We start from the raw sequence: 13527 nt of genomic DNA on the forward strand, positions 1-13527 counted from the left end.
TAGCAACGAGCCAGTTGCTCGTTGGCGTGCGCCTTGTCAACAGGCTAAATACCACCAAAGAGCAACAGGCCTCTTCATTATCACCAAAAAACACTAACAGGAGCACAGTCATGTGCGGAAAATGTATAGAAGGCTGCTATTTAGCAGGCTGGCGTAATGGCGTGTATTCATTCGAACATATGCAAGAAGAACCCGATTTTATGGGGAAAGATGTAAAGGCAGCCCATGGCTTGGTGGAAGCGGTATGCTCATTAGGTTCTTCGCTCAATGAGCTCCACGCACTTGGATTAGCGGACTCGCCAATGATAGCTTGGGCAGGATGGATTTATTCGAGAAACGAATTGCACACCCAAATCGATTTAACACGGCATGACGACGTTCTTAAATATCAGAGGGCCTTACGTCATTCAAAAGAAAGTAAATGGGCTGAGATTAATGCCCTCTACCCGAACATTGCGAAGTTTTTAGATAACCTAACGCTTCAAGACGTTGCTAATACCCTCGATGAAGCGCTTCTCGATGAAATTGAGACATGCCTTCTTGCTCTTCATGGTAACGGGTATTACACCTTTGAATTCGTAGAGTCTATGTTCGCCGCCGAAGGGCTATTCCCCATTATTGAGCTTACTGATACTGCAAAGCCGTCACTGTTTGTTGACCATGCACTTGAAATATTCTTACTAACCGAACATCTTTTACACTTTCGCCCATTGTCTTGGGCGCTTCGTGTGGCGTTAACTGTTGACTTAACGTGCGATTTCGACAGCTTTCATATGGCGTGGCGTCGATACACCGCTAACCGCGTGTTAAACGCGCTTCTAATAAATCGCAATTTGAAAGGTGTGTACGCGTTAGCAAGTACACTTGAACTCAATACCGTTCACGCTATATGTCAGCGGAACGTAGCGAATAAACACTTACTTACTCAGCTATTAAGCGTCGTAAACAACTGTAAAGGCGACACTTATATTGAACCTAAACGTCTAGCCGCGCACATCACTTCATTGATCTCAGTGTAAATGCTTACTCCTTACACTTTGATATTTTGAGATAGGGTGACTCGGTGAATGGTTAAGTACAGCTCGTTATGACAGTCAAATACGTGCGAATCTAACTTAATCATTATAAGACGCGATGAAATGCAGTGCTCATATCATAAAGTACTTTTGGCATGCCTTACCAAGAACAACGCCTTGGTAAGGCTATTCGCATTACATTTCTTTTTTAAGGGTTTTCGCAACCGCTAAAACTAGGTCTGCCAACGGGCGAACTTTGAAGTCTGGGTTAACATAGCTAAACAAAACCTGCCCTTTTTTATTGAGCATGAAGATGCTGGGTGCTGGTAAAACACTATTACCGCTTTCATCTTTTGTTAAGTTAATGCCATAGGTTTTGTACTTTAACTCAGTTACAGTATCTAAATAGAATCCAACACCGAACTCGCGAATAGTGTCTAGTTTGTCGTCGGATAAAAGCGTAACCAAGAATTCTGTTTCAAGCTTTTGCTCTTGCAAGCGCTCTGGTGATTCAGGTGAAATGGCCAAAATCTGATAGCCCATACCCACCAAGTCTTTTTCAATATCTTTAAGCTGGGCAAGCTGCTCATTACAATACGGGCACCACCCGCCGCGATAAAAAAGTACAATGCTGGGCTTTTGCATGGTAAGCGCTTGTAAGCTTACCGGCGAGCCATCTGCCATTTTAAGCGTTGTTTTAGGCGCCACTTGACCATTAAGCAACGGCGTTACTGAATCTGCATCTTCTGCAATAGTGCCGCGCTCCAAAGCATACGCATTTGATGCGCCTGCTATACAGGCGAACATTAACATCGCCATAGCCACTAGTTTCTTCATTAACCCTCTCCGTTTTCATTTTTGTTTGTTTAGTTTTTGGTTATCCGCGCTTTGCGCGATGTCCAATATGACCGAGAAGCTTCACTAGAAATTTCGCGCACCAATAAATAAACCGACAAATACTTGTATTGGGCGCTACTCACCTACAGCGGAATTTGCTTTTTACTGCTACTATAGCGCCAAAACTTGCTATGCCACTTTTTTACATAGCACACGGGGTTAACTTCAAGCCTCCTAAGAACAAAGCAGGAACACCATGGCTCTTAAAGCGACCATTTTTAAAGCTGACATATCCATCACGGATATGGATCGCAATTACTATAACGACCACAACCTTACTATTGCCCGTCACCCTTCTGAAAATGACGAACGAATGATGCTGCGCGTGGTTGCGTTTATTGTTAATGCTCATGAACGCCTACAGTTTACCAAAGGGCTGTCTGACGATGACGTTCCAGATTTATGGCAAAAGAGTTTTAGCGATGAAATAGAACTGTGGATTGAGTTAGGCCAACCCTCTGAACAGCGCATCAAAAAGGGCTGCAATCAAAGCCAACAAATGATGATTTATTCCTACGCCGACAACAGCTTCGACGCGTGGTGGAAGAAAGAACATAACAAGCTACAAACCAAAAAGAACTTATCAGTTTTCACTTTGCCAGAGTCGCTTGCCGCTACTTTGGCCAATGCTGTTCATCGCTCTATGCAAATACAGGTTACTATTCAAGATGGGCAAATGTGGCTAACCATTGAAGGTGCAGATGTCACCGAGAGCGTTGAAGTGTCTATAGAGAAGCATTTGTAATGAAAAAACTCTCTGCCGTTCAACTCAAACAGCAAGCACTGGTCTTTAGTATAGCCGATAGCCTTGAAGCACAAGCGCTTGAAGAGTTAAATGGTATGCAACAGTGTTGGTTTGACGTTCAGTATCACCAATTCCCCGGCTCGTTACTGCTTCGCTTTCAATTCGAAAATGAAGAAGCGGTGTCAAACGCTGAGCCCGAGCTAAAGAAGTGGCAGCGAAAATTAAGCGCAGCGCTGCTTAAAAAAGGCGTTGTGTTAAAAGATATGCGTCGACATCTTATATTCACCACACAAGGCCCAGAAGAGTAACCCACATCACGCTTTGCAGAACAGGATATCCAACTTCTTTGTTCAATCTTAGCTAGGTTTGTTTTTGGTTATAAACCTTTCATTTTTCCTCATAAAGTCTACTTACACTTTATCAGGTAAGTAGGCTAGACTGGTCTCGTCGAATATTCAGCTTGCCGAATATGACAATAAAACGGCAGGCATCATGAACGTTTACAATGAATATTTGAACACACCATGTTGACCGGCTTTGAAACAAGCCACTATCCCAGCAAAAGGAGCTTCACAATGAAAACTAAAGCAATGGCGTTAGCACTGTTACTGTCTTTAATGGGCTGTACTGAGTCTAGCGAAGAGACAAAAAGCGAAGTAAAAAAAGAGATGGAAAAAGCGGGCGAAGCAACAGCTGATGCCTATGACAGTGCAAAAGAAAGTGCTGCAGATTCTTGGGATAAAACCAAAGACGCGACCTCTGAGGCGTATGAAGACGGTAAAGAAATGGCTTCTGATGCCTTTGATGACGGCAAAGAGATGGCTTCAGACGCATATGAAGATGGCAAGAAAATGGCCTCTGACGCGTATGACGCAACGGCTGAGAAAGCAGGCGAATTTAAAGACGCCGCAGCGAAGAAAGCTTATGAAGCTTGCGTAAAAATGAAAGAGCAAATGGGCGGCGACGTTAGCGAGTGCGACGATTAATTTAATCTTCCAGCGAAAAGCAAATTTGAAAGCGAACCTTCGGGTTCGCTTTTTTGTTGGTGTTTAATCAAACAAAAGTGAGTCATACACGCTATTCACACCCGGCTAAAATCACAGCGTCTGGTGTTATAGTTAAAGGTGCGACCCTAAGCAACGTATTAATACCTAAAATATTGTTCCCTTTGGGAAGCACAGCCACTTCAACTGGCCCCACTTCGCACGTATTTCCTATACGAACCGAGTTTAATTGATACTGAGATATTTTAACGATCTTTCCATTTGCCATTCTGGCAGCAGAGGTTCTGGTGGCAAGAAGCTTTTGATTTCTTGTTAGCGCATCGAACGTAGCTTGATTGAGGGTTAACAAGCTTGAACCCGTATCTAATAGAAACGAAGCCTTTATGTTCGATTCTAGGGTCGCTTCTAGATACAGTGTTCCGCCTTTGCTTTGTGAAAGAGGAATATTTTGCTCTATCGCTGACACGGCAGATGTGCACGCTAACCAAAAAGTTAGCAGAACAAATAAGGGAATTTTAGATTTTACACTCACCGCACATACACCCTTTGTCGACTCTTTACATAGGTGTTGATTGACAGCAAGATAAAGACCAAAGGGTAAATGATTGATTTTACCGAAACTCTACAATACCAGGCGGTGCCAAAGCACCATAATAGTGCACAAAACCATCCATTCCGCACCATCGTTAAACACTCCGTTTTCAACGGAGTAGCTTCTCTTTCAACCGCTCTCCATTCTCTTGATTACTCAAATTCTCTATATCCAATTAGGTGATAGCAATCACCTATCACCAATCGTCATTGTTTAGAACTTTTTCGCTCATACAATGTAGAAAGGTAAGTATGTCAACGAGAGGACACGACATGAAATTACGCTATGTATTGGGTTCATTAATTACGGCTGTTTCACTTGGTTTTTCTGCAAACGCAGCGCAAGCGATGACATCATCAACTGATGAAACGGTTGATGTACAAGTAGTTGATTATTCAGGAAAGCCTCCATTTGAACGCAAGATCGTAAGCTTATCGGTAAACGATGTAGCGCAATTGGAATCAGTAGGGCAAGATGCTATTGAATACGTAGAAGTGAAAGAAGTCATCATGCGCGGTAAGCCACCGTATCGCAGAGTGACAACAATGATGCCTGTGTATGACGTTGCCCAACTTGAAATGCTAGAAGAGCAAACTGACACGCAAAAACGCGGCACTCGTCCGCCGTTCAAACGCCACTAACAGCGTTTTCTACTACCAACACATTGCACCAAAGCGATTCACTTTTGCCTGAGTGAGTCGCTTTTTTATTGTGCATACTTGTTTACGCCATTTTCTATTTCGATGTATATAACACGCCCTAGTTAGCGCGTTTTTATTTTTAATAACCCGTCACTAACGATAGAGTAGTAAAAAAGCAGAAAAACGAGATTATAAATGCAGCCTCACGACCATTCTCCGCTCAGTGATTTTATTGAGTACCCTGAAGAGCAAATGCTTTCCCGAAGCGAAGATTTTTTGAAAACCATGCAGCGCCGCCACAGTATTCGTCACTTTAGTGACAAGCACGTTGATAAAGCGGTAATCGAAAACTGTATTTTGACTGCTGGCACGGCACCCAGTGGAGCGAATCATCAGCCTTGGCATTTCGCCGCCATTCAGTCGCCCGAAGTAAAACAACAAATACGCGAACAGGCTGAAGCGCATGAGCGCGGTTTTTATAATGGGCGTGCGGGGCAACAGTGGCTAGATGACCTAAAGCCGTTAGGCACTGACGCAAGTAAACCCTATCTGGAAACCGCGCCTTGGCTTATTGCCGTATTCAGTCAAAAGTTTGGAGAGACAGAAACGGGCGAAAAAAGCCAAAACTACTATGTGCACGAATCGGTGGGTATCGCGGTGGGTATGCTTATTACTTCACTCCACAACGCAGGTTTGGCAACCTTGACTCACACACCAAAGCCAATGAACTTTTTAACCGAAGTCTGTCAACGGCCTGATAACGAGCGTGCTTATATGCTTATTATTGCAGGCTATCCGGCGGATAACGCCACAATTCCTGCACACGCCATGCAAAAAAAGTCGCTTAGCGAAATTGCGAGCTTTCTTTAAATTTAAAAAGCGCTATTGACCTGGGCGCATGAAGTAAACTAAGTATTTAAAACGGCATAACTAATAAAAGCTTTGGCATAGACATGAGATACGCAGCACTTATAATGCGCCCTCGTTATTAAGGGCTGCGACCTTTTCTTTACGAATTTCGGTCAACCACGTTTAACAGTCCCTCGGAGCTCGTATCCTCATGTCATCGCGTCACGCATTCTCTCCACAACTTCCTTTTTTACTGTTAAGTCTATTAACTGGCCTAACATCGTCGTTTGTTACGCCACTGATGAGCTATTTCCTCATTGATGAGATCAACGTTGAGCCTATTTATATAAGTATTTATATGGTGTCCGTTACGCTATCAGGGTTGGTGATCAGTCAGTACCTCGGGCACTTGGCAGACAAAGGTTTTAACGCAAATCGCCTTTACGGGCTAACCATGATTTGCGTGGGCATTGCCATGGTCGCCTTTATCTTTAGCAAACAGTTTTGGCACGTATTTCTCGCTGGCGTCTTGTTTATGTCGGTGGGCGCTGGAGCCGTGTCTCAAATGTTGACCGTTTCGGGATTATGGGCAAAAAACCAAGACATTGACTTAGCTGCATTTAACTCAAAAGTTCGCGCTGCCATCTCTCTCGCTTGGGTGGTAGGCCCGCCGCTAGCATTTACGCTGGTTGCCAATTTTGGCTTCGCAGCGTCCTTCTCGGTGGCCATTGCATGTGTGATTGTTGCAACGCTTTTTGTGGTGAACGTTGTGCCGCCTCAAAAAGCCAATCAACAGTCACTCAATACAACGCTTAAAGGCTCGCTATCACTGCCGTTTTGGCTTGTGGGGTTAGCCATACTTGCCGGAATGGCAGGCAATGTCATGTATTTATCATCCATGCCTTTGTACGTAATGAATGAACTGGGGTTGCCGGAAAATTTGCCTGGGCTAATGATGGGGGTTGTGGCAGCACTTGAAATACCTACCATGCTGCTAGCAGCCAAATTAGCCCGACGGTTCCCACCTGCGGGTATCATGGCTGTGGCGTTTATTTTCGGCTGTTGCTTTTACGTTGGCGTGTACTTTTCTCAGTCAAGTTGGGAGTTATTGACCCTTCAAATATTGAACGCACTGTTCTACGGTTTATATGCTGGTATTGGATTGACCTTACTGCAACAACAAGCGCCCGACTTAACTGGATTCACTTCAGCGTTTTATTCAAACGCCACTCGGGTGGGTATGATGCTAGGCACCATTGGCGCAGGCACCGTGGCTCAATTTTTTAGCTTCAGAGATGCCACTATTGGGTCGTTGTGCATTGCCATATTTGGCTTAAACGTGATGTTAGTGTTCATGTTTGTAAAACGAGAAGCACGCTAAGTTTTATTCAAAAAAAACTAGCAGATCGCTAGTTAAGGCGTAACCCAGCAGCACTTCTATCGCTTCCTTTAATTTCTTCGCACTTTCTCATAATTGACAATTGTTACAATATAACATTACACTCACGAACAATTAATTACCCTAAAATTTAGGAACCCTATGAAAAAGCTCCTTATTTCAGCCACGATATCTTCTATACTTTTGGCAACAGGCTGCACCGAACAGGCGTCAACAATGAATAAGACTGCTACAACGCAGACTGACTCAGCAAAAGCAGAGCAGACGAACCCTTTATTTATGACAAGTTCACTGACTTACGGCGCGCCGCAATTTGATTTGATAAAGGACGAGCATTTCATTCCTGCATTTGAAAAAGGAATGGAACAGCACTTACAAGAAGTAGAAAAAATAGCGTCTAACCCTGACGCCCCCACCTTTGATAATACGCTGCTAGCGCTTGAAAAAAGTGGAAGTTTACTCACCAGAACTAGCCGAGTATTTTTCAACTTAGTAGGAACAGATAGCTCGCCTGAACGCAGAGAAATCCAAAAAATTCTAGCGCCAAAGCTGGCGGCTCACAGCGATACCATTAATTTAAATAGTGCGCTTTTAAAGCGTATTGAAACGCTATACAACCAGCGCGACGCGTTGGAGTTAGATACTGAATCAATCCGACTACTCGAAGAGTATTACTCTGATTTTGTTCGCGCTGGCGCTAAACTCAATGAATCAGATAAACAGAAGATACGTGAAATAAACGAAGAACATTCAACCTTAACCACGCAGTTTTCTCAAAACCTACTGGCAGAGTCATCTGAAATTGCGGTGGTAGTAAATGACGTAGAGCAGCTGTCAGGGATGTCAGAGCGCCAAATAAAGGCCGCATCAGATGCTGCTAAAGCTGCTGATAAAGAAGGCAAGTATCTTCTACGTATCACGAACACTACTCGTCAACCTGTCCTTACTTCACTAGAAAATAGAGCACTTCGCCAGCAAGTGTGGGAAGCATCAGCATACCGAAACCAATCTGGGGTATACGACAACACCAAAATTATTAGCCGATTGGCAGGACTGCGCGCACAAAAAGCAGCATTGCTTGGATTTGATAGCTGGGCGGCCTACAGCCTAGACAAACAAATGGCCGGTTCGCCAAGCGCTGTATACGACATGCTAGGCAGTATGGTGCCCGCTGTGCTTAAAAACGTTGAAAAAGAAGCCGCTGACATTAAAGCAATGATTGAAGCGGAAGGTAATAACTTCGAACTAAAGCCTTGGGATTGGGCTTTCTACGCAGAAAAGGTAAGACAAGCTAAATACGAGCTAGATGAAAACGAGGTGAAACAATACTTCGAATTTAATCGCGTGCTTGAAGATGGCGTATTTTTCACTATGAATAAATTGTACGGAGTGCGCTTCAAGCCCCGTCCAGATTTGCCGGTTTACCACCCTGATGTAAAGGCTTACGAGCTGTTTGATGTAAATGGTGACAGTTTAGCGATTTTTTATGCCGACTACTTTTCTCGCAAAGGTAAACGCGGTGGAGCTTGGATGAGTTCGTTCGTAGGACAGTCGAAATTGCTCTCGCAAAAGCCTGTTGTGGTTAATGTAATGAACATAAACAAAGCGCCTGATGGCGAGCCTACATTAGTCAGTTACGATCATGTTACTACCATGTTCCATGAAATGGGTCACGGACTTCACGGCATGCTGTCAGACGTAAATTACCCAACGTTGGCCGGCACATCTGTCTCGCGAGACTATGTAGAGTTCCCTTCTACCTTCGAAGAAGACTGGGCAGCCCACCCTGACGTTATTGCAAACTATGCCAAGCATTATGAAACTGGCGAGCCTATTCCAGAGGCTCTGCTGGAAAAGGTGATTCGTTCACGTACATTCAATATGGGTTATGACACATTGGAATATATGTCTGCAGCACTGCTTGATATGGAGTGGCATTCTATCTCTGCCGATCAGGCGCCTGAAGATGTCCAAGCCTTTGAAGCCCAAGCTCTCGATAAACATAATGTTGGCTTGTCTTATGTACCGCCTCGTTATAAGTCAGCATTCTTTGCACATTCAATGGGTGGCGGCTATTCCGCTGGCTACTATGCCTATATGTGGAGTGAAATTTTAGCTGCTGATGCCTTTGCTTATATGCAAGAACTCGGCGGATTAAAGTTAGAAAACGGTATGAAATATAGAAAGGAAATCTTATCTACCGGCAATTCTCGTCCCCCGATGGAGTCTTATAAAGCATTCCGAGGAAAAGCGCCAACAACAGATGCTCTGCTTATTCGCAGAGGGCTTAAAACCAAACTCGACTAACAGGAGGCCTCATGAATTCACCGGTAATACCCTCTAACTTCGTTGAATGGCAAAACTGTATTGTCCGCGATTGTGGCATAGCGTTAGACAAAGCGTTTTTAGAATCACGGATAGCGGCGCTTTCGAACATGAAGGATCAGCATACAAAGCAATTTCTACGTTTGTATGGCGAGGCACACTATAAGCAGGTTTTAGGCTGGTTTCATCAAGCCTTAGTGGAGCTGAAATGAGTAAAACGTTGACTAAAGAAGCGCTTCTTGCCGCCAGTGAAGACGACTACATGAACGATGAGCAGCTTGAATTTTTTAAAGAATTGCTCAACGATTTAAAACAGCAAACCATGGCTCATATTGAAGAGATGAAGGCATCGTTAAGTCAACCTCCTGAGATAAACGATGAAGTTGATCGGGCGCAGTATGAAGAAGAATCCAGGCTTTCTCTTCGAATTTTGGACAGGGAGCGAAAGCTACTTCCTAAAATCGATAAGTCGTTGCGACGAATAAAAGACAAGTCTTTTGGATACTGCTTGGAGACCGGAGAACCCATTGGCATTCCTAGGTTACTGATAAGGCCTGTCTCAGAATACTGCGCCGATGTGAAAATGGTAAACGAAGGCAGAGAGCAGCATTATTACTCACAAAGAAAGTAATGATACTTTCTGTGCCTGAGAGTTTTTGAGTGAATATTTAAGTGAAAATTTGAGTGTGCGGTTAACAAGGCGCACACTCGTCTTTTGGCAAGAATGGACTGAATGCGTTTCAGCTTTTTATCATTTTATAATGAAAGCCGAGAGTTAACCGTTTTGACAACGGTGGTATTGAACCTTCAGTTAAACCAAAACAGTGACCGCTGTGTTGCGTGGCTTTACTTATAGCTGCACTTTACGATAACTATTATTTATTTGAATAAAAGCTCCATCTGCACATCACATCTCGCATAGGGCGACGACGCCCCCTTAATAGGTTTAAACCCTATCTTTTCGTACAAACATATTGCGGGCTTAAGTACCGAATTGCTCTCTAAATAAAGCCGCTTTAACCCCATCAGTTTCGCTCTTTCGACAATACTTTTACCTAACAGCAGCCCTACCCCTTTGCCTTGAGCTTTGGGAGACACCGCCATTTTGGCAAGTTCAAACGTATCGTCAGCTTGTTTAATAAGTGCACAGCAGCCTATGGGTTCGCCCTTATCTAACGCGATCAATATCACACCCGACTGATTCAAAATGTAGCCTTCAGGGTCGTCGAGCGCTTTAAAGTCGGGCTCTTCGAGCTCCCAATATTTGCTTATCCATTCAACATTGAGCGATTTAAATGCCTCGCGATACTTTGGCGCATAATCGACTACCTTAATATCAGGCGAGTCACCGTCCACTCTCGCACTTATGGGGCGATATCGAAGATGCCTTTCAACTACGCTCACCGCTTCCCATAAATCGATACCCGTTTCATCTTTTAGCTCGCGCATGGCAGTGTCTATGGCATCGCACTGCTTTTCCATTTTGGGCACCATCGCTTTCGCTTTATCGTTTAGCGCCACCAGCGTAACCCGCGAATCGTCGCTCGATTTATAACTTTCAATTAGGTCGCGTGCTTTCATTTCTTTTACGATCTTACTCACCGACACGTGAGAATGATTTATCTCTTTAGCGATATTCACGACGGAATCAGCACCTTTTGACGCGAGCACGTAAAATACTGGAAACCACTTTGGCTCTATCGCAAATCCAAATTTCGCATAAGTATTTTCCGCATCCTTTGACACCTGCGCGGCTAACTGACGTAAGGCAGTACCTAATGCAATATGCCCCAATTCATTAAATGACTTCACTTCAAAAAACTCCGTAACCAGTTACGGATATAATTAATCGTAATTGGAGACAAGTCAAACAGATTATTATTTGATCATCGAAAAACGGGGATGTGGTTCACTTCGCCTGGCACCGGCTACACCAATAAAAACGTCGCCCGTTATACGTTTGGCGTTTTATTGGAGTGGCGCAGATTCTACAAGGCTGCTCTTCCCTGTCGAACACCATAAATCGCGTACCTTCAAAGTTAACGCCTTTTGCTTCAAGCACTTCGCGTAGTTCTGTGTACACGGTATAGCCACCGGTTTCATAGCTGCGTTTGCATATTGTTAAGGTGTGATGTGCCAAGCTGCGCAGCTGCTCATCAGCTAACTGAGAAGGTTTGAGTGAAGGATGAACACCTGCTGCAAACAATATTTCGCTGCGAAGATAGTTGCCCAGACCTGCCATAAAGCGTTGGTCCAGATATAAACCGCTTAGTGCGCGGTTATAGAAAGCTTTTGAACGTAAACGTTCTAATACCAACTCTTCTGTCACCGAATTGTTGAGTACATCGGGTCCAACTCTTTGTAAAAAAGGGTGCTCATGAATAGTTTGCGTTGGCCAAATGCTAATGTCAGATGCACTATATAAAATAGCACTGTGTGTTTCGGTATGAAGCCCTACCCTTAGCTGGCGGGTAGTATCCGGCATTCTATTGCGTTTACAGGTATGCCACACGCCATAGAGTTGGTTATGTGAATACATAGAGAGCCCATTGCTAAAATGGGTAATTAACGCCTTGCCGCGAGTTTCCATGCGCAGCACTTTTTCGCCTTCTAACTGCTTAGCGTAGGGTTTAAGTTGAGCTAATCCAAACTCTACTTTTTCTAGGGGAATATCTTTTATCACCGCTTCAACTTTATCTGCAGCGCGACGAATCTCTGGGCCTTCAGGCATGTTGTCTCAAATACCTTTTATCTCGGTTACTGGTTACTTCGCATCATTGTCAGCTTCTTTGCAGCTGAAACATAACGAATACAAAAAGGGTCTGTGGCCCTTTGATGTACTTTAAACCGAAGTTTGTACATCAAAGATCAACAGACCCTATTATTGAACAAATTTAAGCTGAAAATGCCGTATTTAAACGCTGCGCTGATTAGCCCTTGTTTGGCACAATCAGGTATTTTTCACCGGTTTTTTTAGCGTTATAAAGCGCTACATTCTCAGGCTGTAATGTCTCCTCAAGACTCAGTTCGTTGGTGTAAGACGACGCAAAGGTAGTGTTAATTTCCGTAGCAACTTTTTGGTAAAGCTCGCCTACACGCTTCTTATCAAGCTTGCCTAAGAAACGCATTAATAGCCAACCACCAATGCTCCACGTCATGCCGTAAGCGCGATTCAAAATAGTAGGCGAGAAATCTAAGCCACCGTAGATATACACTTGTTTATTGCTGTCAGAGCCGTAAGTGTTGAAGCCTTTTGCATCTTTACTGCCCGACGCTTCCATCATAGTGAGGATATCGCTAACTAGCTCACCGCCGCCAATGGCGTCAAACGCTAGTGTTGCACCCGTGCTGTCGATGGCTTGATAAAGTTCGGCTTTAAAATTCTCACTACTTGAGTCGAGCACTATTTTCGCGCCGATCTCTTTAAGCATATCCACCTGCTTTTGGCTGCGAACAATATTTACAAGCTCTACGCCTTCCTCTAAACAAATTTTATTTAGCATTTGCCCAAGGTTAGACGCTGCTGCAGTGTGAACCAAGGCTTTATGCCCTTCCATACGCATTGTTTCAACCATACCAAGAGCAGTAAGCGGGTTAACAAATGAAGACGCAGCTTGTTGCGGCGTGGTGCTATCTAGGTGAGGCAAGCATGCCTGCATAGGAACACAGGCATACTCGGTATACGCTGCACCAGTAAGAATAGATACGGTTTTGCCCATTAAAGCTTGTGCCTCCGGGCTATCACCCGCCTTAACAACCGTACCTGCACCTTCGTTTCCGATAGGCAGAGTCTGGTCTAAACGCGACTTAATACGATTTAACAAAGGCTTATGCACCGGCGCAACCAATGCTTTTTTGTCTGCGTCGAAGGTCGCTTTATCCAAGCTTGCCGGGCCAAACATCGGCCACATGTCTGAAGGGTTAATAGGAGATGCTTCCATACGCACAATCACTTCGTGCGGCTTCGGCTCTGGAACATCAACTTCTTTTAACGATACCTGAAGTTCACCTTCTGAGGTAATTAGCGTAAACAGTTGTTTTGATTTATTCATGTGATTA

At 44.1% G+C, this 13527-nt stretch carries 15 protein-coding genes; 10 read left to right on the top strand and 5 right to left on the bottom strand.

Annotated features, from left to right (window positions below; genetic code table 11):
• The first annotated feature begins 110 nt into the window (after positions 1 to 110).
• Positions 111 to 1019 (top strand): hypothetical protein, encoded by a 909-nt coding sequence (locus tag MASE_RS13645; RefSeq protein ID WP_014950330.1) that lies wholly within the window; start codon positions 111 to 113, stop codon positions 1017 to 1019.
• A gap of 192 nt (positions 1020 to 1211) precedes the next feature.
• Here MASE_RS13645 and MASE_RS13650 read toward each other — a convergent pair whose 3' ends face one another.
• Positions 1212 to 1853, bottom strand: a complete 642-nt coding sequence (locus tag MASE_RS13650; protein WP_014950331.1) for a peroxiredoxin-like family protein — start codon at positions 1851 to 1853, stop codon at positions 1212 to 1214.
• A gap of 256 nt (positions 1854 to 2109) precedes the next feature.
• Between MASE_RS13650 and MASE_RS13655 the strand changes: the two genes are divergently transcribed.
• The 3 genes from MASE_RS13655 to MASE_RS13665 all read left to right on the top strand — a co-directional run bounded on the left by MASE_RS13655 (position 2110) and on the right by MASE_RS13665 (position 3644).
• A complete protein-coding gene (locus tag MASE_RS13655) occupies positions 2110 to 2658 on the top strand; it encodes a YaeQ family protein (RefSeq protein WP_014950332.1) in 549 nt (182 codons plus the stop codon).
• On the top strand, positions 2658 to 2966 hold the full coding sequence (locus MASE_RS13660) for a hypothetical protein (RefSeq protein ID WP_014950333.1): 309 nt from the start codon (positions 2658 to 2660) through the stop codon (positions 2964 to 2966). The genes MASE_RS13655 and MASE_RS13660 overlap by 1 nt, the downstream gene beginning before the upstream one ends.
• Positions 2967 to 3233: 267 nt before the next feature.
• Positions 3234 to 3644, top strand: coding sequence for a hypothetical protein (locus tag MASE_RS13665; protein ID WP_014950334.1), 411 nt, complete (start codon positions 3234 to 3236; stop codon positions 3642 to 3644).
• A gap of 91 nt (positions 3645 to 3735) precedes the next feature.
• On the opposite strand, the gene MASE_RS13670 is transcribed toward MASE_RS13665, so the two are convergent.
• A complete protein-coding gene (locus MASE_RS13670; protein WP_014950335.1) occupies positions 3736 to 4194 on the bottom strand; it encodes a retropepsin-like aspartic protease in 459 nt (152 codons plus the stop codon).
• Between the two features lie 332 nt (positions 4195 to 4526).
• On the opposite strand from MASE_RS13670, the gene MASE_RS13675 reads away from it, so the two are divergent.
• The 6 genes from MASE_RS13675 to dksA all read left to right on the top strand — a co-directional run bounded on the left by MASE_RS13675 (position 4527) and on the right by dksA (position 10099).
• Positions 4527 to 4895: a hypothetical protein gene (locus tag MASE_RS13675; protein ID WP_014950336.1), complete on the top strand. Its 369-nt coding sequence runs from the start codon at positions 4527 to 4529 to the stop codon at positions 4893 to 4895.
• A 195-nt stretch (positions 4896 to 5090) separates the two neighbouring features.
• On the top strand, positions 5091 to 5765 hold the full coding sequence (locus MASE_RS13680; RefSeq protein ID WP_014950337.1) for a nitroreductase family protein: 675 nt from the start codon (positions 5091 to 5093) through the stop codon (positions 5763 to 5765).
• Between the two features lie 190 nt (positions 5766 to 5955).
• Positions 5956 to 7125 carry a sugar efflux transporter gene (locus MASE_RS13685; RefSeq protein ID WP_014950338.1) on the top strand — a complete coding sequence of 390 codons (1170 nt, stop codon included), beginning with the start codon at positions 5956 to 5958 and terminating at the stop codon, positions 7123 to 7125.
• A 159-nt stretch (positions 7126 to 7284) separates the two neighbouring features.
• On the top strand, positions 7285 to 9450 hold the full coding sequence (locus MASE_RS13690; protein ID WP_014950339.1) for a M3 family metallopeptidase: 2166 nt from the start codon (positions 7285 to 7287) through the stop codon (positions 9448 to 9450).
• 11 nt (positions 9451 to 9461) lie between these two features.
• On the top strand, positions 9462 to 9680 hold the full coding sequence (locus tag MASE_RS13695; RefSeq protein ID WP_014950340.1) for a hypothetical protein: 219 nt from the start codon (positions 9462 to 9464) through the stop codon (positions 9678 to 9680).
• The gene (gene dksA, locus MASE_RS13700) at positions 9677 to 10099 is read left to right on the top strand and encodes an RNA polymerase-binding protein DksA (RefSeq protein WP_014950341.1); all 423 of its coding nucleotides are present in this window, start codon (positions 9677 to 9679) and stop codon (positions 10097 to 10099) included. Before MASE_RS13695 ends, dksA begins: the two co-directional genes overlap by 4 nt.
• A 248-nt stretch (positions 10100 to 10347) precedes the next feature.
• On the opposite strand, the gene MASE_RS13705 is transcribed toward dksA, so the two are convergent.
• The 3 genes from MASE_RS13705 to MASE_RS13715 all read right to left on the bottom strand — a co-directional run bounded on the left by MASE_RS13705 (position 10348) and on the right by MASE_RS13715 (position 13520).
• Positions 10348 to 11280 carry a bifunctional helix-turn-helix transcriptional regulator/GNAT family N-acetyltransferase gene (locus MASE_RS13705; protein ID WP_014950342.1) on the bottom strand — a complete coding sequence of 311 codons (933 nt, stop codon included), beginning with the start codon at positions 11278 to 11280 and terminating at the stop codon, positions 10348 to 10350.
• A 97-nt stretch (positions 11281 to 11377) separates the two neighbouring features.
• Positions 11378 to 12199, bottom strand: coding sequence for an endonuclease VIII (gene nei, locus MASE_RS13710; protein WP_014950343.1), 822 nt, complete (start codon positions 12197 to 12199; stop codon positions 11378 to 11380).
• A 199-nt stretch (positions 12200 to 12398) separates the two neighbouring features.
• Complete coding sequence (locus MASE_RS13715) at positions 12399 to 13520, bottom strand: zinc-binding dehydrogenase (protein WP_014950344.1); 1122 nt, start codon at positions 13518 to 13520, stop codon at positions 12399 to 12401.
• Positions 13521 to 13527 lie beyond the last annotated feature (7 nt).

Origin of the sequence: Alteromonas macleodii ATCC 27126 (assembly GCF_000172635.2) — a bacterium.
In the GTDB taxonomy this organism is placed as follows: Bacteria; Pseudomonadota; Gammaproteobacteria; order Enterobacterales; family Alteromonadaceae; genus Alteromonas; species Alteromonas macleodii.